Origin of the sequence: Marihabitans asiaticum, assembly GCF_007828725.1 — a bacterium.
Classification (GTDB): domain Bacteria; phylum Actinomycetota; class Actinomycetes; order Actinomycetales; family Dermatophilaceae; genus Marihabitans; species Marihabitans asiaticum.
Genome location: NZ_VIUW01000002.1, coordinates 226,878 through 248,112 on the forward strand (window position 1 = coordinate 226,878; position 21,235 = coordinate 248,112).

The 21,235-nt window shown below is 70.7% G+C and carries 20 protein-coding genes and 1 tRNA gene; 3 read left to right on the plus strand and 18 right to left on the minus strand.

From position 1 onward, the window contains the following. The first annotated feature begins 35 nt into the window (after positions 1-35). Entirely contained in the window at positions 36-590 is a 555-nt protein-coding gene (locus FB557_RS05580; protein ID WP_144856461.1) for a CGNR zinc finger domain-containing protein, read from the plus strand. Positions 591-631: 41 nt separating this feature from the next. Here FB557_RS05580 and FB557_RS05585 read toward each other — a convergent pair whose 3' ends face one another. The 5 genes from FB557_RS05585 to FB557_RS05605 all read right to left on the minus strand — a co-directional run bounded on the left by FB557_RS05585 (position 632) and on the right by FB557_RS05605 (position 4,780). Further along, positions 632-1,630 carry a ribose-phosphate diphosphokinase gene (locus FB557_RS05585; protein ID WP_144856463.1) on the minus strand — a complete coding sequence of 333 codons (999 nt, stop codon included), beginning with the start codon at positions 1,628-1,630 and terminating at the stop codon, positions 632-634. Positions 1,631-1,659: 29 nt separating this feature from the next. Continuing rightward, complete coding sequence (gene glmU / locus FB557_RS05590) at positions 1,660-3,168, minus strand: bifunctional UDP-N-acetylglucosamine diphosphorylase/glucosamine-1-phosphate N-acetyltransferase GlmU (RefSeq protein WP_144856465.1); 1,509 nt, start codon at positions 3,166-3,168, stop codon at positions 1,660-1,662. 115 nt (positions 3,169-3,283) lie between these two features. Further along, positions 3,284-3,365 (minus strand) — tRNA-Gln (locus tag FB557_RS05595). A gap of 258 nt (positions 3,366-3,623) precedes the next feature. After that, complete coding sequence (locus FB557_RS05600; protein WP_144856467.1) at positions 3,624-3,983, minus strand: VOC family protein; 360 nt, start codon at positions 3,981-3,983, stop codon at positions 3,624-3,626. After that, positions 3,980-4,780: a methyltransferase domain-containing protein gene (locus FB557_RS05605; RefSeq protein WP_144856469.1), complete on the minus strand. Its 801-nt coding sequence runs from the start codon at positions 4,778-4,780 to the stop codon at positions 3,980-3,982. Before FB557_RS05605 ends, FB557_RS05600 begins: the two co-directional genes overlap by 4 nt. A 76-nt stretch (positions 4,781-4,856) precedes the next feature. Between FB557_RS05605 and FB557_RS05610 the strand changes: the two genes are divergently transcribed. Further along, positions 4,857-5,375 carry a MarR family winged helix-turn-helix transcriptional regulator gene (locus tag FB557_RS05610; RefSeq protein WP_144856471.1) on the plus strand — a complete coding sequence of 173 codons (519 nt, stop codon included), beginning with the start codon at positions 4,857-4,859 and terminating at the stop codon, positions 5,373-5,375. Here FB557_RS05610 and FB557_RS05615 read toward each other — a convergent pair. The 10 genes from FB557_RS05615 to metG all read right to left on the minus strand — a co-directional run bounded on the left by FB557_RS05615 (position 5,366) and on the right by metG (position 17,147). After that, positions 5,366-6,121: an iron ABC transporter ATP-binding protein gene (locus tag FB557_RS05615; protein WP_144856473.1), complete on the minus strand. Its 756-nt coding sequence runs from the start codon at positions 6,119-6,121 to the stop codon at positions 5,366-5,368. The genes FB557_RS05610 and FB557_RS05615 overlap by 10 nt on opposite strands. Next, on the minus strand, positions 6,118-7,155 hold the full coding sequence (locus FB557_RS05620) for an iron chelate uptake ABC transporter family permease subunit (protein ID WP_246074478.1): 1,038 nt from the start codon (positions 7,153-7,155) through the stop codon (positions 6,118-6,120). The genes FB557_RS05615 and FB557_RS05620 overlap by 4 nt, the downstream gene beginning before the upstream one ends. Further along, complete coding sequence (locus FB557_RS05625) at positions 7,148-8,056, minus strand: ABC transporter permease (protein ID WP_246074480.1); 909 nt, start codon at positions 8,054-8,056, stop codon at positions 7,148-7,150. Before FB557_RS05625 ends, FB557_RS05620 begins: the two co-directional genes overlap by 8 nt. Positions 8,057-8,148: 92 nt before the next feature. Beyond that, entirely contained in the window at positions 8,149-9,144 is a 996-nt protein-coding gene (locus FB557_RS05630; protein ID WP_144856477.1) for a siderophore ABC transporter substrate-binding protein, read from the minus strand. A 101-nt stretch (positions 9,145-9,245) separates the two neighbouring features. Then, positions 9,246-11,096, minus strand: a complete 1,851-nt coding sequence (locus FB557_RS05635) for an ABC-F family ATP-binding cassette domain-containing protein (protein WP_144856479.1) — start codon at positions 11,094-11,096, stop codon at positions 9,246-9,248. After that, positions 11,096-12,034: a 4-(cytidine 5'-diphospho)-2-C-methyl-D-erythritol kinase gene (locus FB557_RS05640; RefSeq protein WP_144856481.1), complete on the minus strand. Its 939-nt coding sequence runs from the start codon at positions 12,032-12,034 to the stop codon at positions 11,096-11,098. Before FB557_RS05640 ends, FB557_RS05635 begins: the two co-directional genes overlap by 1 nt. Further along, complete coding sequence (gene rsmA, locus FB557_RS05645) at positions 12,031-12,897, minus strand: 16S rRNA (adenine(1518)-N(6)/adenine(1519)-N(6))-dimethyltransferase RsmA (protein ID WP_144856483.1); 867 nt, start codon at positions 12,895-12,897, stop codon at positions 12,031-12,033. The genes FB557_RS05640 and rsmA overlap by 4 nt, the downstream gene beginning before the upstream one ends. A 70-nt stretch (positions 12,898-12,967) precedes the next feature. Then, entirely contained in the window at positions 12,968-14,254 is a 1,287-nt protein-coding gene (locus FB557_RS14710; RefSeq protein ID WP_170236208.1) for a resuscitation-promoting factor, read from the minus strand. A gap of 203 nt (positions 14,255-14,457) precedes the next feature. After that, a complete protein-coding gene (locus tag FB557_RS05655) occupies positions 14,458-15,336 on the minus strand; it encodes a TatD family hydrolase (RefSeq protein WP_246074482.1) in 879 nt (292 codons plus the stop codon). Continuing rightward, complete coding sequence (metG, locus tag FB557_RS05660; protein WP_144856487.1) at positions 15,333-17,147, minus strand: methionine--tRNA ligase; 1,815 nt, start codon at positions 17,145-17,147, stop codon at positions 15,333-15,335. Before metG ends, FB557_RS05655 begins: the two co-directional genes overlap by 4 nt. 114 nt (positions 17,148-17,261) lie before the next feature. Here metG and FB557_RS05665 point away from each other — a divergent pair, with 114 nt between their 5' ends. Beyond that, the gene (locus FB557_RS05665; protein WP_144856489.1) at positions 17,262-17,867 is read left to right on the plus strand and encodes a DUF4126 domain-containing protein; all 606 of its coding nucleotides are present in this window, start codon (positions 17,262-17,264) and stop codon (positions 17,865-17,867) included. Here FB557_RS05665 and FB557_RS05670 read toward each other — a convergent pair. The 3 genes from FB557_RS05670 to FB557_RS05680 are packed head-to-tail and all read right to left on the minus strand — an operon-like array spanning position 17,818 to position 21,233. Beyond that, positions 17,818-18,438, minus strand: coding sequence for a TetR/AcrR family transcriptional regulator (locus FB557_RS05670; RefSeq protein WP_144856491.1), 621 nt, complete (start codon positions 18,436-18,438; stop codon positions 17,818-17,820). The two genes, FB557_RS05665 and FB557_RS05670, sit on opposite strands and share 50 nt — an antisense overlap. A 42-nt stretch (positions 18,439-18,480) precedes the next feature. Continuing rightward, positions 18,481-19,224: a succinate dehydrogenase/fumarate reductase iron-sulfur subunit gene (locus tag FB557_RS05675; RefSeq protein ID WP_144856493.1), complete on the minus strand. Its 744-nt coding sequence runs from the start codon at positions 19,222-19,224 to the stop codon at positions 18,481-18,483. Continuing rightward, a complete protein-coding gene (locus FB557_RS05680; RefSeq protein WP_144856495.1) occupies positions 19,224-21,233 on the minus strand; it encodes a fumarate reductase/succinate dehydrogenase flavoprotein subunit in 2,010 nt (669 codons plus the stop codon). The genes FB557_RS05675 and FB557_RS05680 overlap by 1 nt, the downstream gene beginning before the upstream one ends. Positions 21,234-21,235: the final 2 nt, after the last annotated feature.

Here is a 21,235-nt window from a genome sequence, read left to right on the forward strand (position 1 = left end):
GATGACGATAGAGCGACCCGGCGTCAGGAGTCAACATGACCTTTGCCCATGACACCAACGATGCCCTCCAGGGCGCGGCGGCGCTGGTCAACACCCTGCCGCAGTGCTCCCCCGGCGGGGAGGACGACCTGACCTCCGTGCCTGCCCTCGCCGACTACGTCGCCTCCTGGATGTGGACGGGACGGGTCGACAGCGACGAGGCCGAGCTGACCGAGGTCCGCGCACTGCGCCCGCGGCTGCGCGAGCTCTGGCTCGCCGCTCCCGACGCCGCGAGGGTCGCGGCCCTGGTCAACGAGCTGCTGCGCTCGGGGGACGCCGCACCCCAGCTCGTCACTCACGGCGACTACGGCTGGCACATCCACGCCACCGAGCGCGACGCCCCGATCGCCCAGCGGATGCAGGTCGAGGCGGCGATGGCCTTCGTCGACGTGGTGCGCAGCGACGAGCTCGACCGCATCCGGATCTGCGCTGCGGATGACTGCGAAGGGGTGGTCGTCGACCTCTCCCGCAACCGGTCCCGCCGCTACTGCGACTCCGGTTGCGGCAACCGTCTGGCGGCTGCGGCGTACCGCGCCCGGCAGGGCGACTGACTCCCCCTTCGCCCCACTCCGTCTCTCCGGGTGGCCTGCGCTCAGGCGCGGCCGCCGAAGAGGGAGGTGACCGAGCCGTCCTCGAAGACCTCCTTGATCGCCGCGGAGACCAGCGGTGCGATCGAGAGCACGGTCAGGCCCTCGAAGTCGTGCTCCGGCCCGAGCGGGAGGGTGTTGGTCACGATGATCTCCTCGGCCGCGCAGGCCTCCATCCGCTCGATCGCGGGACCGGAGAAGATCGCGTGCGTCGCGGCGATGATCACCCCGGCCGCGCCCTCGGCCATGATCGCGTCGGCGGCCTTGGTGATCGTGCCCGCGGTGTCGATCATGTCGTCGACGAGCACGCACATCCGGCCCTCGACCTCGCCGACGACCCGGTTGGCCGCAGTCTCGTTGGGCCGGTTGATGTCGCGGGTCTTGTGGATGAAGGCCAGCGGCACACCGCCGAGGTGCGCCGACCACTGCTCGGCGACCTTGATCCGCCCGGCGTCGGGCGAGACCACCGCGAGCTCGCGGTCGCCGTACTTCTCCCGGACGTAGTCGGCAAGCAGGGGGCGGGCCATGAGGTGGTCGACCGGGCCGTCGAAGAAGCCCTGGATCTGGTCGGTGTGCAGGTCGACGGTGATGAGCCGGTCGGCGCCCGCGGTGCGGAAGAGGTCGGCGATGAGCCGGGCCGAGATCGGCTCGCGGCCGCGGTGCTTCTTGTCCTGCCGGGCGTAGCCGTAGAACGGCATGACCACGGTGATCCGCTTGGCCGAGGCCCGCTTGAGCGCGTCGATCATGATGAGGTGCTCGACGATCGCCTCGTTGATCGGCGCGGTGTGGCTCTGCATGACGAAGGCGTCCGAGCCACGCACCGACTCCTCGTAGCGCACGTAGATCTCACCGTTGGCGAAGTCGTACGCGCTCGTGGGGACGAGCTGGGTGCCGAGCTGCTCGGCGACCTCCTCAGCGAGTGCGGGGTGCGCTCGCCCGGAGAAGACCATGAGGTTCTTCTTCGTCTTCTTCGAGATGCTCGTGCGGGCGCCCTTGTCGGCCATGGTGTCCTTCTGCTCGGGTCCGGTCTGGGTCAGCTGGGAGTGTTCGGCGAAGGGGTGGAGGCGGGCCCGGTCTGGTCGGCGGACCGGTCGGCCCGGGCGGTCTGCGCTGCGGCGTGAGCCGCGTCGGCGGTCGCGGTACCCGCGCGGCGCCGGTCGACCCAGCCGTCGACATTGCGCTGCTGCCCGCGGGCGATGGCGATCTGTCCCGGATCGACCGCCGAGGTGATGGCCGATCCGGCGGCGACGTAGGCGCCGTCGGCGATGTCGACCGGGGCGACGAGGACGGAGTTGGAGCCGACGAAGGAGTGCCTGCCGACGTTCGTGCGGCCCTTGGTCACCCCGTCGTAGTTGGCGAAGATCGTCCCGGCGCCGATGTTCGCGCCCTCACCGATCACCGCGTCCCCGCAGTAGGTGAGGTGCGGGACCTTGGCGCCCTCGCCGATCCGGGCGTTCTTGGTCTCGACGAAGCCGCCGATCTTCCCCTTCGCCCCCAGCTCGGTGCCCGGGCGCAGGTAGGAGTAGGGGCCCACGGTCGCGCCCGCGCCGATGACGGCGAGGTGGGCCTCGGCCCGCTTGATACTCGCCCCGTCGCCGACCTCGCAGTCGGTGAGGGTGACCTCGGGGCCGATGACCGCGTCCTCGCCGATGCTCGTCGCGCCGAGCAGCTGGGTGCCGGGCAGGATCGTCGTGTCGGCGCCGATGCTCACGTCGACGTCGATCCAGGTGGTGGCGGGGTCGACGATGGTCACCCCGGCCTGCATGTGGCGGCGGCAGGTCCGGGCGTTGAGCTCGCGGCCGAGGTCGGCGAGCTGCGCGCGGTCGTTGACCCCCTCGGTCTGCCAGAGGTCGTCGAGGACGTGCGCGGACACCCGGCCGCCGGCGGCGCGGGCGAGGGCGAGCACGTCGGTGAGGTACTTCTCGCCCTGGGCGTTGTCGGTGCCGACGTTGGCCAGCTCGCGGCGCAGCACGGCGGCATCGAAGGCGTAGATGCCGGAGTTGATCTCGCGGACCGCGCGCTCGCTCTCGGTCGCGTCCTTGACCTCGACGATGCGCTCGACGTCACCGTCGGCATCGCGGATGACCCGGCCGTAGGACTTCGGGTTCTCCAGGACCGAGGTGATGACGGTGACCGCCGCGCCGGCGTGCTCGTGGCGTGCGGTCAGCTCGCTCACCGTCTCGGCGGTGAGCAGCGGGACGTCACCCATGGTGACCACGACCGTGCCGGTGAGGTCGGCCGGCAGCGCGGACAGCCCGCACTCCGCGGCCCGGCCGGTGCCCTTGACCTCGTCCTGGTCCGCGACGAGGACCGGCGCGTTTGCCTCGGCGTTGCGCTCGTCGATGAAGGCCGCCACCCGTTCGCGCTGGTGCCGGATGACGACGACGGTGGAGGCGGCGTCCGCCCCCTTCGCCGCGCGCAGCGCATGCCCGAGCAGGGTGTCGCCACCGATGCGGTGCAGCACCTTGGGGGTCTTGCTCTTCATCCGGGTGCCCTCGCCGGCGGCGAGGACGATGACGGCGGCGGGGCGGGCATCACTCACGGCGTGGGGCTCCCAGGTCTGGCGGTGCGGCGGATGTCCCGCTGCGCGAGACCTCGCCACCATACCGGCCGGTGGCGCCCGGTCGCGATGCCCGGACTCGCACCCCCTTCGCCCGTGGCTCCCCGGGTAGGAGTCGAACCTACGTCGCTTGTCCTGATTCAAAGTCAGGCGGGCCCTGCCGGCAGACCAACCGGGGAACGCCGCCGATGCTGCTCGCGGCCGACGGCCCGACCAGGGTAGTTCACCCTGGGGCCGACTCACGCCGGCGTCGAGGCGCGCCGGTGCCGGCCGAAGCGTCGCGGGCCGGACGACACAAGTGCCCGGCTGCCCTGTTCCGACCGCCGAGATCTCGGCGCTCCAGCACTCCGGCGCCGCACTCGTGTCGTTCTACCCGCGAGTCACCGTCAGCACTCTCAAGGGATCGGGCGCGCCCAGTCAGGGCCGCCGCGCCGGCCTCACACCTGCTGGACCTCGACGCGGTTGCCGACCGTGTCGTCGGTGTGGAAGCGGCGCACGCCGAGGATCGCGTCGTCCCACCGCACCTCTCCCCCGGCCTGTGCCACCAGCCGGGCCGTCTCCTCGATCTGCTCCACGAGCAGGCACGGGTGGGCCTTGCGGGCGGGGGCGAAGGGGGTCTCCACCCCGCAGTGCAGCTCCTGGGCACCGGAGGCGAACCAGACGCCACCGCGGACGGCGAGAACCGGCGGCTTGGGGATCTCGGGCAGGCCGAGGACGCCTCCGTAGAAGCCGCGCAGCTCCTCCTCGCTGCCCGCCGGGCAGGCGATCTGCACGTGGTGCAGCCCGACGACGCTCACGACGGCTTGTGCCCGACGGCGAAGACCCGGCGGAAAGGCAGGATGACCCCGGCCGCGGTGCGCGGGTAGGCCTGCGCGACCCGGTCGCCGTAGTCGGCGAGGAAGACCGCCCGCTCCTGGTCGTCGGTGAGCAGGTCGAGCACCGAGCGCAGGCCGGTGCCGGAGACCCACTCCAGCACCGGGTTCTCCTGCTCCGCGTCGGGGTCGAGCACGTGCAGGTAGGTGGTCTCCCACACGTCGACGGCCAGGCCCGCCGCGCTGAGGATCTGCAGGTAGGTGCTCGGCTCGCCGGCGCCGAAGCGCTTCGTCGCCGCCTCGAGCTCGGCACGCCGCGGGTGCTCAGCGGCCACCTGGCGCATCAGCGCATGAGTCGGCGACTCGAAGTTGCCCGGCACCTGCATGGCGAACCAGCCACCGGGGGCAAGGGCGTCGAGCCAGCGTTGGACCAGCGGGAGGTGCATCGGGATCCACTGCAGGGTCGCGTTGCTCACGATGACGTCGGGAGCAGCATCGAGGTCGGCGATCTGCCAGTCCGTGAGGTCGGCCTCGACCCACTCCACCGCATCGCTGCCCTGACGCTCGCGCGCGGCCGCCAGCATCTCCGGGCTGCTGTCGACGCCGACCACCCGGGCATCGGGCCACCGCGCGGCCAGCTCGAGCGTGAGCCGGCCGTTGCCGCACCCGAGGTCGAGCACGAGGCGCGGCTGCTGCGCATCGACGCGATGGAGGAGGTCCCGGAAGGGCCGGGCGCGCTCGTCGGCGAACCTGTCGTACTGCGTCGGGTCCCAGCTCGGCATCGCTCTCTCCTTCGTCGTCGGCGACAGCCGCAGCCTACGACGCCAGTGTCTTGATATCAAGATACTTGATGTCGCTATGGTGATCTCTGTGGGCGAGCCGAGAGACGACGTCGACGAGGTAGTCGCGGCATGGCGCCGGGAGCGCCCCGACCTCGACCCGGACCCGATGCAGGTGATGTCCCGCATCTCCCGACTCGGTCGCCGCCTCCACCAGCAGCGGTCACGCACCTTCGCCGAGCACGACCTCGACGGCTGGGAGTTCGACGTCCTCTCGACGCTGCGCCGCACCGGGCCGCCCTACACCCTCTCCCCCGGCGAGCTGGTCCGGGCGACTCTGGTCACCTCGGGGACGATGACCAACCGGATCGACCGCCTCGTGGCGCGCGGCTGGGTGGCCCGCTCCCCTTCGCCGACCGACCGAAGGGGGGTCCTCGTCACCCTGACCGACGACGGGCGCCAGGTCGTCGACGCCGCGCTCTCGGACCTCTTGGACCGCGAGCGCGAGATCCTCGCGATCCTCTCCGGCGAGGACCAGGCCGGTCTGGCGCGCCTGCTCCGGCGCGTCCTCGCGCCCCTGGAGCCGGATCAGAAGTAGACAGCCACCCGGCCGCCGGGCGCGTCGATGCAGGTCACAGGCGTCTCGAAGACGCCGGTCAGCACGTCGTCGCGCAGGATCTCCTCGGGGCTGCCGTGCTCGACGACGGCGCCGTCCTTCATCGCGCAGATCCGGTCGGCGTAGCGGGCGGCGAAGTTGATGTCGTGCAGCACGACGACGATCGTGCGACCGAGCTCGTCGGCTGCACGACGCAGGTGCTGCATCATGAGCACCGAGTGGCGCATGTCGAGGTTGTTCAGCGGCTCGTCCAGCAGCACATAGTCGGTGTCCTGGCACAGCACCATCGCGACGTAGGCCCGCTGACGCTGGCCGCCGGACAGCTCGTCGAGGTAGCGACCCTGCAGCTCGCCCAGGTCGAAGAACTCGATCGAGCGCTCGATCACCCCTTCGTCGGCCACGGTCAGGCGGCCGCGGCTGTGGGGGAACCTGCCGAGGGCGACGAGCTGACGCACCGTGAGCCGGGCGACGAAGTGGTTCTCCTGGCGCAGCACCGAGACCACCTTCGCCAGCTCCCGCGACGGGGTGGTGGCGATGTCGTGCCCGCCGATGGTCGTCGTCCCGGCGTCGCTGCCGAGCAGCCGGCCGATGATCGTGAGCATGGTGGACTTGCCGGCACCGTTCGGGCCGACGAGCGCGGTGATCCCGCCGGCCTGGATGCTCAGGTCCACCGGCCCGATCCGCACCTCGCTCGTGTAGTCCTTGCGGACCTGGGTCAGCTCGATCACAGCGCGCCCTTCTTGAGGATGACGTAGAGGAAGGCCGAGCCGCCGACGACCTCGATGATGATCGAGACCGCCCCCTCGGCGTAGAAGACGTGCTTGAGCACGACGTAGGCGCCACCGAGCACGACGAAGCCGAGCAGGCAGGCCAGTGGCAGCACGAAGCGGTGGTCCCAGGTCCCCGCGAGCTGGTAGCTGAGCATCGCGACGAGGAAGCCGAGGAAGGTCAGGGGGCCGACGAGCGCGGTCGAGGTGGCCATGAGCACCGAGACGAGGAAGAGGATGATCATCACCTCGCGCCGGTGCACCAGGCCCAGGTTGGTGCTCGCCTCGCGGCCGAGGCTGATCAGGTTGAGCCGGCGGCTGCGCGACCACAGGGCCGCCGCGCCCACCAGGCAGAGCGGGATCGCGAGCGGGAGGTAGGCGGCGTCGGCGTTGGCGACCGAGCCGAAGAGGCGCGCGGTGAGCACGTCGAACTCGCTCGGCGTGAGCAGGCGCTGCATGAAGGTGCTGAGCGAGCCCAGCCCGCCGCCGAGGACGATGCCGACAAGGAGCATCACCTGCATGTCGCCGCGCCGGCCGGTGAGCAGCCAGCCGTAGAGCATCAGGGCGAAGCCGACCATGACCGCGACCGTCAGCGCGAACTGGGGCAGGCCCTGCAGCGCGGCGACGCCGGCCACCCCGAGGACGTACACCGCGGCGGTGCTGATCGCGACGTAGAGCGCCTCGAAGCCCATGATCGACGGCGTGATGATCCGGTTGGTGGCCGCGGACTGGAAGGCAACCGTCGCACTGGCCTGGCAGATCACGACGACCGCGACGACGAGGAGGTTCGTCGCTCGCAGCTCCGCGATCCGCCAGAAGCCGGGAGTCCCGTACGGCAAGGGGTTGTCCCAGGCGAGCATCGCGGCGGCGACAGCCACGGCCGTCACCCCGAGGACGGTCATCAGGACGGTGTACCGGCGGCGGTCCCGCTCGGAGGCGAAGGCGCCAGACCCGCTCACCACGGTCCGGGGCCTGCGCAGCGACGGCTCAGCCACGCCGCCTCCCGCGCAGCAGCAGGACGATGAAGACGGCCGCTCCGACCATCCCGAGGATGAGAGAGACCGGGACCTCGAAGGGGGCGATGATCGTGCGGCCGATGATGTCGCACAGCGTGACGATCGCGACCCCGAGCAGGCACACCCAGGGCAGGTTGGAGCGGAGGTCGTCGCCGCGGAAGATCGAGACGATGTTGGGCACGATGAGCCCGAGGAAGGGCAGGTTGCCGATCACCACGGTCACCACACCGGTGGCCACGGCGATGAGCGCGGTCCCGAGCAGCACCACCGCCCGGTAGTTCAGGCCGACGTTGGTCGCGATGTCCTCGCCCAGCCCGGCCACGGTGAAGCGGTCCGCGACGACGAAGACGGCCACGACGACCGCGGCGACGACCCACAGCACCTCGTACTGCCCCTTGATCACGGAGGTGAAGCTGCCGGCGAACCAGATCCCCAGGCTCTGCAGGGTGTCGGTGGCCAGCGCGATGTAGCTCGTCACGGCCCCGACGACGGCGCCGAGCATGATGCCCACGATCGGCACGACGAGCGAGGAGGTCAGCCGCACCCGGGAGAGGAAGGCGAAGAAGATCATCGTCCCGACGAAGGCCATGACGACCGCGCCCACCATGCGCAGCAGCAGGCCCGAGGTGGGCCAGAGCAGCATCATGAGCAGTAGGCCGAGAGAGGCCCACTCGGTCGTCCCGACCGTCGTCGGCTCGACGAACCTGTTCTGGGTGAGCATCTGCATCACCAGGCCCGACATCGACATCGCCGCCCCGGCGAGCACGAGGGCGATCGTGCGGGGCACCCTGGTCAGCTCGAGCATTGCCCCGCCGAGCTCGTCGTCCCCGAGGACGTCGACGACCCCGGTGAGCAGGGAGAGCACGAGCAGCCCGGCCACGCCGAGGCTCGCGAGGACGAGCGGACCGTCGAGCAGACGGCCGGCCCGCGCGCGCGGGTCGGCCGTCTGCTCGAGGGTGGACGAAGGGGTGATCAGCTCGCCTGCTCGAGTCCGTCGGCGATCGTGGCGAAGTACTCGGTGTAGGTCTGGATGCCCTCGTTGACGTAGGTGTCGTTCGGCATGTAGTAGACCTGCCCGTTCTTCACCGCGGGGACGTCCTGCAGCGCCTCGGACTTCTCGATGACCTCCTTGGCGGGCTGGTAGCCCTCCTCGTCCGCGGCGACGGCCGCGTCACGATCCATCACGAGGATGACGTCGGGCTTGGACCCCGCGATCGCCTCGACGGAGATGTCGTCCCCCTGGTGGTCGTCGCTGCCCTCAGGGACCTCCAGCGCGGGGGTGAACCCGAAGATGTCGTACAGCGGGCCGAGGGTGCGCCCGTTGCTCGGCGCGACGTAACCGATCTCCCCGCCGGAGGTGATCACGCTCATGACCTTCTGACCCTTGTCGTAGGAGGCCTTGACCCGCTCGATCTGCTCGTCCAGCGCGCCGTTGAGCTGCTCGGCCTCGGAGTCCTTCCCGAAGATCGAGCCGAGGGCGGTGGTCTGCCGCTTCAGCTCGCCGTCGAAGGGCTCACCCTCGCGCGGGTCGAGCTCGACGATGGTGGCGTCGGGGACGAGCTTCTCGAAGTCGCCCTTGTAGGAGGCGAAGCGCTGACCGTTGACGATGAGGTCCGGCTCGGCCGCGACGACGGCCTCGAGGTCGGGCTCCACGTGCAGCCCGAGGTCGACGACCTGCTCGTCCTCGCGGTAGCCCAGACCCTCGGGGACCAGCGGCTTCGGCGCGGCGGTGAGCGTGACACCCCAGGAGTCGAGGGTCTCGAACGAGCGGTTGTCGGTGGCGACGACCGACGTCGGCGGGGTGGACACCTCCTGCGTGCCGTGGTTGTCCTCGATGCTCACCGTCCCCTCGCTCGACGAGGCCGAGGCGGACGTCTCGCTGGACTGAGTGCCGCCGCCGCAGGCGGTCAGGCCGAGCGCGCAGATGGAGACGAGGACCGCGCCTCGGGTGGTCCTGGTGATGTGCATGGCAGACAAACCCCTTCACTCGATGACAGTGAGGTGAGCATAGCCTTACCTAAGTTCACCGTCACGCGGGGTCGGGCGCGGGTCGTTCGATGTCCGAGCGGTCACTCGACGATCTCGCCCGCCTCCAGCCACTCCAGCTCGAGCTCCTCCCGCTCGGCGACCAGCGCACGCAGGTCCGCGTCGAGACCCTGCAGCCGCTGGTGGTCCTCGCCGCCCGCGGCCGCGGCGGCCAGGTCCGCGTGCAGGCGCGCCTCGCGCTCGGAGAGCCGGGTGAGCTGCTTCTCCACCCGCGCCATCGTCTTGCGTGCCTCTCGTTCCTCCGCGGGCGAGGGCGAAGGGAGGCCGCCGGCCTCCCCCTTCGCCTCCTGGTCGCGCGGTCCGGAGGACGGGAGGGCAGCCTGCTCCCCCTTCGCCCGCTCACCCGTGCTCGACCGCTCCCGCAGCCGGAGGTACTCGGGCACTCCACCGGGCAGGTCACGGACCCTGCCGTCACCCATCACCGCGACCTGGCGGTCGCTGATCCGCTCCAGCAGGTACCGGTCGTGGCTGACGACGAGCAGCGTCCCCGGCCAGCCGTCGAGGACGTCCTCGAGCTGGGTGAGGGTCTCGATGTCCAGGTCGTTGGTCGGCTCGTCGAGGAGCAGCACGTTGGGCTCGTCCATGAGGATCCGCAGGATCTGCAGCCGGCGTCGCTCGCCGCCGGAGAGGTCGGCCACCCGGGTCTGCTGGCGGCCACCGGAGAAGCCGAGCCGCTTGGCCAGCTGCGAGGCGGTGACCTCCTTGCGGCCCAGGTGGGTGACCTTGCGGACCTCCTCGACCGCGTCGATCACCCGGCGCTGCGCGAGGCGGTCGAGCTCGGAGACCTCCTGGCTGAGGTGTCCGATGCGCACCGTGATGCCTTGCTTGCGCTTGCCCGAGTCGAGCTCGCGCTCGCCCGCGATCACCCGCAGCAGGGTGGACTTGCCGGCGCCGTTGACCCCCACGACCCCGATCCGCTCCCCCGGCGCCAGGTGCCAGGTCACCCGGTCCAGCAGCCGGCGATCGCCGAGGGCGACCGAGGCGTCGTGCAGGTCGATGACGTCCTTGCCCAGGCGGGTAGACGCGAAGCGGACCAGGTCGACCTCGTCGCGAAGGGGTGGCTCGTCGGCGATGAGCGCGTTGGCGGCGTCGATCCGGAACTTCGGCTTGCTGGTGCGCGCGGGCGGGCCCCGGCGCAGCCAGGCGAGCTCCTTGCGCAGCAGGTTGTTGCGGCGCTCGGCCGTCACCGCCGCGATCCGCTCGCGCTCGGCCTTGGCGAGGACGTAGGCGGCGTAGCCGCCCTCGTACTGCTCCACGCGACCGTCCACGACCTCCCAGGTGCGCTCGGCCACCGCGTCGAGGAACCAGCGGTCGTGGGTGATCGTGACCAGCGCCTGCCCCCGGCGCGTGCGGCGGCTCACGAGGTGCTCGGCCAGCCAGGCCACCCCTTCGACGTCCATGTGGTTCGTCGGCTCGTCGAGCATGAGCACGTCGGCGTCCTCGACGAGGGCCGCCGCCAGGGCGACCCGTCGGCGCTCTCCGCCGGACAGCGGACCGACGGTCGCGTCCAGGCCGCCCACCCCTTCGGCTGCCTGTCCGCCCAGAAGACCCTCGAGCACCCCTCGGACCCGGGCGTCACCCGCCCACTCGTGCTCGGCCAGGTCCCCGAGGACGACCTCACCCACCGTCGCGGCAGGGTCGAGCGTGTCGGCCTGGGAGAGCAGCCGGACCGTCGTCGCCCCGGACCGGGTGAGGCGGCCGTCGTCGAGGTCGAGCTCACCGGCGATCACCCGCAGGAGGGTGGACTTGCCGCCGCCGTTGCGGCCGACGACACCGATCCGGGCGCCCTCGTTGATCCCGACGGTGACGCCGTCGAGGACGCGGGTCGTGCCGAGCGCGAGGTGAGCGCGCTCGAGGGTCAGCAGGTTGCTCATCAGGTCAGGCGAGGGGCGGGGATGACGTGCGCGCCCGCGACCGGTCCCGATGCCCGCAGGATGTCCTCGGCAGTGCGCGATGCGGCCAGGGCCACCGAGAGGTCGATCGCGCCCTCCTGCCCATCGGCGAGGAGCGCGACGGTGGGCCCGGACCCCGAGACGATCGCGGCGAGCGCGCCGAAGCCCATCGCCGACTCGATGATCTCGTCGATCCGCGGCTGGAGGAGGATCGCGGCCGGCTGGAGGTCGTTGGAGAGCACGGCCGCCAGCGCCTCGGCGTCCCCGTTGCGCAGGGCTGCCATCATGTCCGGGCTCGGTCGCGGCTCGTCGATCTCGCGGGCGGCGTTGAGCTCGTCGAAGGTCCGGTAGACCTGCGGGGTGGACAGCCCCTCGGAGTCAGTGGGGACGAAGACCCAGTGGTAGGTGCCACGCGCCAGCACCGGGCTGATCAGCTCGCCGCGGCCGGAGCCGACGGCGGTGCCGCCGTGCAGGAGGAACGGGACATCGGCGCCCAGCTGGGCGGCGAGCGGCTCGAGCTCGTCCTTGCCCAGGCCGCTCCCCCACAGGGCGTCGCAGGCGATCAGCGCGGCCGCGGCATCGGCCGACCCCCCGGCCATGCCCCCGGCGACGGGGATGCCCTTGTGGATCGTCAGGTGCACCGGCTCGACGTCACCGGCCCGCTCGGCGAGCAGGCGGGCCGCCCGCAGCGCGAGGTTGCTCTCGTCGGTCGGGACGAGCTCGGCGTCTCGGCCCCGGACGCTCACCCCCCACTCGTCGGCGATCGCGGCCGTGACGTCGTCGTGCACCCCGACGGCCTGGTAGACGGTGGAGAGGGTGTGATAGCCGTCGTCGCGCAGCGGCCCGACCCCGAGCTCGAGGTTGACCTTGGCCGGCGCCCGGGCGGTGACGGCGGCCGTCGTCTCCAGCACCGAGGTCATGCGCTCACCCTAGACCGGGCCGCGGCGACCGCGGCGAAGCCTTCGATCGAGATCTGCTCGCCGCGCGCCTGGGGGTCTACCCCCGCAGCCCGCAGGCACTCCTCGGCCGCTGCGGCGGACCCCGCCCAGCCCTTGAGCGCGGCGCGCAGGGTCTTGCGTCGTTGGGCGAAGGCGGCGTCGACGCAGGCGAAGACCTCCGTCCGAGACGCCGAGGTCTGCGGGGGATCACGACGCACGATCCGGACCAGGCCGGAGTCGACGTTGGGCACGGGCCAGAAGATGCTGCGCGCAACGGTGCCGGCGAGGGTGACCTCGCCGTACCACGCCGCCTTGGCGCTGGGCACCCCGTAGGTGCGGCTGCCCGGAGCGGCCGCGAGCCGCTCGGCGACCTCGAGCTGGACCATGACAAGCACCCGCTCGATGCTCGGGAAGGTCTCGAGGAGGTGCAGCACCACGGGCACGGACACGTTGTAGGGCAGGTTCGCCACGAGGGCGGTCGGCGCGGGTCCGGGCAGCTCGCTGACCCGCAGCGCGTCCGCCTGGACCACCGCGAGGTCCTCGGCCCGGGTCGGGGCCAGCGTCGCGACCGTCTCCGGCAACGCCGCCGCCAGGGTCGGGTCGACCTCGATCACGACGGCGCGCGCCGCCTGCTCGAGGATGGCCAGCGTCAGCGATCCCAGCCCCGGGCCGACCTCGAGCACGACGTCCGAGGGGCGCACGCCGGCCACCCGCACGATCCGCCGCACGGTGTTGGCGTCGACGACGAAGTTCTGCCCCCACTGCTTGGTCGGGCGCACGTCGTACCGCTCGGCGAGCTCACGGATCGCCGTGGCGCCGAGGAGCTGCACCTGCCCGCTGGTCATGACCGCACCCTATGCCGGGACGACCGAGCCCCCGGACGCTCAAGGCGCCGGGGGCTCGGTGGGTAGCCGGTCAGGCCGCGTGGGCGCAGCCCCAGGGCTGCAGGCCGCGCTGGGCGTAGAGCCGGTTGGCCACGGTGATCTGCTCCGCGCGGCTGGCCAGGTCCGGTCGCGAGGCGAAGTCGCCGCCGCCGACGCTCAGCCAGGTGCCGATGTTGAACTGCAGGCCGCCGTAGTACCCGTTGCCGGTGTTGATCGACCAGTTGCCGGTCGACTCGCACTGCGCGATCCGGTCCCACATCGCCGCCCGGGCCAGGTTCAGCCCGGAGCCAGAGGAGCTGGACGAGCTCGAGCTCGACGACGAGCGCTTGCTCGAGGTGCTCGAGCTCTTCGGCGCGGGCGTGCTGCTCTTCGCCGAGGAGGAGCTGCTCTTGGTCGAGGACGAGCTGCTCTTCGCCGAGGACGAGCTGCTCTTGGTCGAGGACGAGCTGCTCTTGGTGGAGGAGGGAGCCGGCTTCGGCTGGGGCTTGGGCTTGGTCCCCTGGACGACGATCTTGGCGACCGGCTCGGAGGTGACCTTGGACCCGGTCTGCTTCTGCGAGACCTGCTTGCCGTTCTTGGAGGTCACCTCGTAGGTGACGGTCCGCGACCCGGCCTTGCCCTCCCGGCTCACCGTGCTCGTCCCGACCTCCTTCGAGTCGTCCTTCTTCACGACCGTCTCGAAGGGGATGGCCTCGGTCTTCTTGGCCGACTTCTTCTCGATCTCGTCGACCCGGATGGTCATGCCGTCCGTGACCGGCTTGGACTTGCCCGGCGCGATCTTGTCGTCGCTGTCGAACTTCACCTCGAGCGCCTTGAGGGCCTGCCCGACGTTGAGCGCATTGACCGTCTCCTTGGACTTCTTGCCCGCCACCACGAGGGTGACGTCCTTCGGCGTGGTCATGCTGAAGGACAGCCCGTCCCGGCCCAGGCTCTGGCTGCGCGAGGCGGAGAGGATGGCGCCCTCGCCTCGCAGCCCGAGCTGCTCGAGCGCGTCGCCGACGGTGGTCGCGGTGGTCCAGTAGGTCTTCTTCTCGCCGTCGACGGTGATCGTCAGCTGGCGGGCGTACCGCACGACGATCTCCTGACCGTCCTCGACCGGGGTGTCCAGCGCCGGCGTCACCTGGTCGCGCTCGCCGACCTCGATGCCCTGTTTGTCCAGGACGTCCTCGACGGTCCCGCCGAAGGCGTGGGCCGAGCTCTTCTCGCCGTCGACGTCAAGGGCGACGGACTTGTCCATGACGGCGACGCCGGAGACGCCGAGGACGAGTCCTCCGACGACACCGGCCTGGGCGATACGGCGGGTTGCAACTGAAGTCACGAGTGGTCTTTCGTCGTTCGTCCCGGGCACCGGAGCGCACTGGCCTCCGGCCGTGAGAAGCGCCCACGAGTGACCTCGCGGGCGCTGCGACGGCGACGGAGCAGGGCGCATTCAGGGGTACCGGACCCGGCGTTCAGACATCTACGGTGCCTGCTCACCCGCGAAAGGTCAAGTTTTGGTAACGACGGGGTGACCGGCCGGGGTCACCACGCCCCGTAGACCCGCTCGGAGTTCGCCGACAGCTGGCCGCACAGGGTGGCGACGTCGAGCGCGAGGACGTCGGCCATGCGTCGCACCGTGAGGGGCAGCAGATAGGGGGCGTTGGCCGAGCCACGGTGCGGTGTCGGGGTGAGGTACGGGGCGTCGGTCTCGACGAGCACCTGCTCGATCGGCGTGACCGCCAGCGCGTCGCGCAGCCCACGAGCGTTCTTGAAGGTCACCGTCCCCGCGAACGAGAGGTAGTACCCCCGCTCGACGCACTCGCGGGCCATGGCGACATCGCCGCTGAAGCAGTGCAGCACCGTCCGCTCCGGCGCGCCCTCCTCGGCGAGGATCCGCAGCACGTCCTCGTGGCTGTCCCGGTCGTGGATCTGCAGCGCCTTGCCGGCACTGCGGGCCAGGTGGATGTGGCGGCGGAACGACTCCTGCTGCGCCGCTCTTCCCCCTTCGCCGGTCCGGTAGTAGTCCAGCCCGGTCTCACCGATCGCCCGCACCCTGGGGTGCCGCGCCAGCTCCTCGATCTCGGCGAGCGCCTCGTCCAGCCGGCCCGCGTCCGCCAGCACCGGCGCCTCGTTGGGGTGCAGGGCCACCGCACCGAGGACGGCGGGGTGCTCGTCGAGGATCGAGACGGTCCAGCGTGCGCTCTCGAGGTCGCAGCCGACCTGGACGACCCGATCGACCCCGACCGAGGCGGCCACCTGCAGCGCGCCGAGCAGTGGCTCCTCGGCAGAGGAGCGAAGGGGGGACGGCAGGTCCGGTCGGTGGATGTCCAGGTGGGTGTGGTTGTCGACGACCGGGACCGGCAGCGGGTCGGGGGCCGGTGCCGGGTCGCCGTGGCTGCGCTCGGGCACTGGCGAGCTCACCCGTCCTCTGCCTGGCTCAGCTCGGCCTCCACGACCGACTCGTCGAGCTTGGTGAAGACCGGGGACGGTTTGGCGATCGTGGCACCGACCCGGACCGGGCGGCTCTGCCAGGACGGGGTGCTCGAGTACTCCCCCGTCACGACCGGGTAGGTGCGCCCCTCGTCGCCTTCGTCGAGGCCCTCGACATCCTGCAGCACCGGCATCGGCATGAAGTCGCCCTCGCCGCCGATGATCCCGTGGATGACGTTCGCGGAGTGCGGGAGGAAGGGCGCGAAGATCGTGTTGAGGTCGCTCACGCACTGCACGAGTGTGTGCAGCACGGTGGCCAGCCGCTCGCGCTGGTCCTCGCCCTTGAGCCGGAAGGGCTCGGTGTCGGTGACGTACTTGTTCACCTCGGCCACCGCCCGCATCGCGGCGGCGGTCGCGGCCTTGACCCGCTGCCGCGCCAGGAGCGAGCCGACCTCGTCGAAGGCGGCGAGGGTGCGCTCGCGGATCGCCTCGTCGACCGGCTCCAGCGGGCCCGGCTGCGGGATCTCGCCGAAGTTCTTGGCGATCATCGCCGCCGTCCGGTTGACGAGGTTGCCCCACCCGCCGACCAGCTCGGAGTTGTTGCGCTGGACGAAGTCGGCCCAGGTGAAGTTCGCGTCCTGGCTCTCCGGGCCGGCGGCGCAGATGAAGTACCGGATCGCGTCGGGTCCGTACTTCTCGAGCACGTCCCGGATGTAGATGACGTAGCCCCGGGAGGTGGAGAACTGCTTGCCCTCCATCGTGAGGTACTCGCTCGAGACCACCTCGGTCGGCAGGTTGAGCACGCCGAGATCACCCGGCTCACCCCCCTTCGCCCCTCGACCGGCATAGGCGAGCAGCTCGGCCGGCCAGATCTGGGAGTGGAAGGTGATGTTGTCCTTGCCCATGAAGTAGTAGGACTCGGACCCCTCGGCGGCCGCCCCCTCCACCCACCAGTCCCGCCACCGGTCGGGGTCGCCCAGGCGGCGGGCCCACTCGATCGACGCCGACAGGTAGCCCACGACGGCGTCGAACCATACGTAGAGCCGCTTGTTCGGGTTGTCCCGCCACCCGTCCAAGGGCACCGGGATCCCCCAGTCGATGTCCCGGGTCATGGCCCGGGGTCGGATGTCGTCGAGGATGTTCAGGCTGAAGCGGATGACGTTGGGCCGCCAGGTGCCCGAGGCCTCCCTGCCCTCGAGCCACTCGCGCAGCGCGTCGGCCAGCGCCGGCAGGTCGAGGAGGAAGTGCTGGGTCTGCACGAACTGGGGCGTCTCGCCGTTGATCCGGCTGCGCGGGTCGATCAGGTCGGTCGGGTCGAGCTGGTTGCCGCAGTTGTCGCACTGGTCGCCGCGGGCCTCCTCGTACCCGCACAGCGGACAGGTCCCCTCGATGTAGCGGTCCGGCAGCGTGCGCCCCGTCGACGGGCTGACCGCCCCGCGGGTGGTCTGCTCGACCATGTAGCCGTTGCGCCAGATCTGGAGGAAGAGCTGTTGGGCGACCGCGTGGTGGTTCGCCGTCGTGGTGCGGGTGTAGAGGTCGTAGGAGCACCCGAGATCGGCCAGCTCTGCGGCGATGATCGCGTGGTTGGCGTCGACGAGCTCGCGCGCCGTCGTCCCCTCCTTCTCGGCCAGGACGAGGATCGGGGTGCCGTGCTCGTCGGACCCGCTCACCATGAGGACGTCGTGGCCTGCCATCCGCATGTACCGGCTGAAGACGTCGGACGGGACGGCGAACCCGGCCACGTGGCCGAGGTGCCGAGGACCGTTGGCGTACGGCCAGGCGACAGCGGAGAGGACCTTCATGGGGCTCAATCCTAGGTGCGAGGCAGCGTGCGGGATGACCGGTGGTGCGCGTAGCGTTCCTCTCCAGCAGAGCGTCCCCGCCCCGGGGCCGCCCGGACCTCGAGGGGACCCCACGTGCTTGCTGCTCTGACCGGGATGGGCCTGTCGGCTGCGGCCGGGCTCAACGCCTACGTCCCGTTCCTCATCATGGCGCTGCTGGCCCGGTTCACCGACATCGTGACGCTGCCGTCGGCCTACGCCTGGATGGAGTCCTGGTGGGCGATCGGCATCGGCGCGGTGCTGCTGCTCACCGAGGTCACCCTCGACAAGGTGCCCGCGGTGGACTCGCTCAACGACGCGATCCAGACCTTCATCCGCCCGGCGATGGGTGGGCTCATGGGTGCAGCGGCGGTGGGCGCGGAGCGCATCGAGGAGTCCAGCTGGATGCAGCAGAACCCCTGGCTGGGTGTCGTCCTCGGCGTGGTCGTCGCCGGCCTCGTGCACGGGGGCAAGGCGGCGTCGCGCCCGGTGATCAACGCCGGGAGCGCGGGGGTGGGCGCTCCGGTGGTCTCCACGATGGAGGACGGTGCGTCGATCGGCATCAGCCTCGTCGCGATCTTCCTGCCGATCCTCGTCGTCCTCGTGCTCATCGCCCTGGCGGCGCTGCTCATCTGGGTGTGGCGCGCGTGGGTCAGGATGCGTCGCCGGCCGACCCGGGCATCAGTGGTTCGTCCGTCCTGAACGCCTGGATGATGGTCCGGCCTACCCGCCGCACGTAGTCCGCCCGGTCCTGCGGCTCCTGCTCCAGGGCGGCGCTGAGAACGCCCTCGATCGCGGCGAGGATCGCCGGCGCCCGCAGCTCGGGCTCGGGCGTCTGGAGGCGGGTGAGCATGTGGGCGACGAGCTCGACCAGCCTGCGCCGTAGCGGATGCATGACCGCCGCAACGTCGGGGACCCGCACCGCCTCGAGCATGAGCTCTCCGCGCACCATGAGCAGCTCGGGCTCGTCGAGCCAGCTGACGAAGAGGTCGAGGGCGTCCTCGACGATCTCGTCCTCGTCGACCCCCGCCTCCACCGCCTCGATGATGACCGCGATGCGCGCCTCCAGCAGCGACACGACCCGCTCACCGGCAGCGGTGAGCAGCGCGAGCCTGGTCCGCAGGTAGCTCGAGGTGCTCCCCTCTGGAAGCCCCGCCTCGGCGTCGACCGCCCGGTGCGTCATCCCACGCAAGCCCGCCCTGGCGATCACCCGGACAGCAGCATCGGCGATGGCCGCCATCCGCGGCGAGAGTGGCTGCCTCGTCTCGGTCATCACGCGCACCGGGCATGGCGCGCCACGGATGCCACGCTCATCTCAGCGACGCGCTCGCGCCGCCACCCGCAGGTCCTTGTTCAGCTGGCTGATGACGTCGAGCGGGATCTCCTTGGGGCAGCTCGCCGCGCACTCGCCGATGTTGGTGCAGCCCCCGAAGCCTTCGTGGTCGTGCTGGGCCACCATGTCCACGACCCGCGAGTTGCGCTCGGCCTGCCCCTGGGGCAGCTCGCCGAGGTGGGTGACCTTCGCGCCGAGGAAGAGCATGGCCGAGGCGTTCGGGCATGCTGCGACGCACGCACCGCAGCCGATGCAGGTCGCGGTGTCGAAGGACCGGTCCGCCTGGACCTTGGGGACCGGCGTCGCGGCGGCGTCCGGAGCGGCTCCGGTGTCGACCGAGATGAAGCCGCCCGCCTGGATGATCCGGTCGAAGGCGGAGCGGTCGACCACGAGATCGCGAATGACCGGGAAGGCGTGCGCCCGCCACGGCTCGATGGTGATCTCCTCGCCGTCGGAGAAGCTGCGCATGTGCAGCTGGCAGGTCGTCGTGACCTCCGGTCCGTGCGCGAGCCCGGAGATCATCAAACCGCAGGTGCCGCAGATGCCCTCACGGCAGTCGCTGTCGAAGGCCACCGGCTCGATGCCGCGAGCCTGGAGGTTCTCGTTCAGCTCGTCGAGCATCTCCAGGAAGCTCATGTCCTCAGAGATGTCGTCCACGGTGTAGGTCTCGAAGCCGCCCGTGGCGTCCGGACCGTCCTGGCGCCAGATCTTCAGTGTCAGTCGCATTACTTGTAGCTCCGCTGCTTCATCTCGATGAACTCGTAGACCAGGTCTTCCTTGTGCAGGACGGGCTCGAGCTCGGCCGCGTCCTCTCCCTTCGTCGCGTACTCCCAGGCGGCGACGTAGGAGAAGTCCTCGTCGTTGCGCAGGGCCTCTCCCTCCTCGGTCTGCGACTCGGCACGGAAGTGCCCACCGCAGGACTCCTCCCGGTGCAGCGCGTCGATGCACATCAGCTCGCCGAGCTCGAGGAAGTCCGCCACCCGGCCGGCCTTCTCCAGGCTCTGGTTGAGCTGGTCGTTGCTGCCGAGGACCTTGACGTTGGTCCAGAACTCGGTCTTGAGCTCGCGGATGAGGCCGATCGCCTTCTGCAAGCCCTCCGCCGTGCGCTCCATCCCGCAGTACTCCCACATGATCGAGCCGAGCTCCTTGTGGATCGAGTCCACGGTGCGCTCGCCGTCACAGGTGAGGAAGTGCTCGATCCGGTCGGTGACGCTCCTGCGAGCCTCCTCGACCTCGGGGGCGTCCTCGGCGACGGGCTCGAAGGGGCCCTTGGCGAGGTAGTCGCGGATCGTGTTGGGCAGGACGAAGTAGCCGTCGGCGAGCCCCTGCATCAGCGCGGAGGCACCGAGTCGGTTCGCGCCGTGGTCGGAGAAGTTGGCCTCGCCGGTGACATAGAGGCCCGGGATGCTCGACTCCAGGTCGTAGTCCACCCAGAGGCCGCCCATGACGTAGTGCACGGCGGGGTAGATGCGCATCGGCACCTCGTAGGGGTTCTCCCCCGTGATCCGCTCGTACATGTCGAAGAGGTTGCCGTACTTGGACTCCACGGACTCGCGGCCCATGCGCTCGATCGCCGAGGCGAAGTCGAGGTACACCCCGCGGCGCACCTCGCGCTCCTCGCCGTCCGGGCCGACCTCGACGATCGCCGGACCGACGCCGCGCCCTTCGTCGCACATGTTCTTGGCCTGGCGCGAGGCGATGTCACGGGGCACGAGGTTGCCGAAGGAGGGGTAGATCCGCTCCAGGTAGTAGTCGCGGTCCTCCTCGGGGATGTCGCGGGGGTCCTTGTCGCAGTCCTCGGCGTTCTTCGGCACCCAGATGCGCCCGTCGTTGCGCAACGACTCCGACATCAGGGTGAGCTTGGACTGCTTGTCACCGTGCTGCGGGATGCAGGTCGGGTGGATCTGGGTGTAGCAGGGGTTGGCCATGTAGGCGCCCTTGCGATGCGCCCGCCAGGCGGCGGTGACGTTGCACCCCATCGCGTTGGTGGAGAGGAAGAAGACGTTGCCGTAGCCGCCGCTGGCCAGCACGACCGCGTCGGCGAGGTGGGTCTCGATCTCACCGGTGACCATGTCGCGGGCGATGATGCCGCGGGCCTTGCCGTCGATGACGACCAGCTCGAGCATCTCGTGCCGGCTGAACATCTCCACCGTGCCCTTGGCGATCTGGCGCTCCAGCGCCTGGTAGGCACCGATGAGCAGCTGCTGGCCGGTCTGACCGCGCGCGTAGAAGGTGCGCTGCACCTGGACGCCGCCGAAGGACCGGTTGTCGAGCAGCCCGCCGTACTCCCGGGCGAAGGGGACACCCTGGGCGACGCACTGGTCGATGATGTTCGGGCTGACCTCGGCGAGGCGGTAGACGTTGGACTCGCGCGAGCGGTAGTCGCCGCCCTTCACGGTGTCGTAGAAGAGGCGGTAGACCGAGTCTCCGTCGCCCTTGTAGTTCTTCGCGGCGTTGATCCCGCCCTGGGCGGCGATCGAGTGGGCCCGGCGCGGGGAGTCCTGGTAGCAGAACGTCTTCACGTGGTAGCCGGCCTCGCCCAGGGTGGCGCCGGCGGAGGCGCCGGCCAGTCCCGTCCCGACGATGATGACCGACAGCTTGCGCCGGTTGGCCGGGTTGACCAGGGCGTTCTCGAACTGGTGGCGCTCCCAGCGGGTCTCGATCGGGCCGTCGGGGGCCTTGCTGTCGGCGATCGGCTCGCCCTCGCGGTAGAGGCCGTCGATGAGTTCAGTCATGG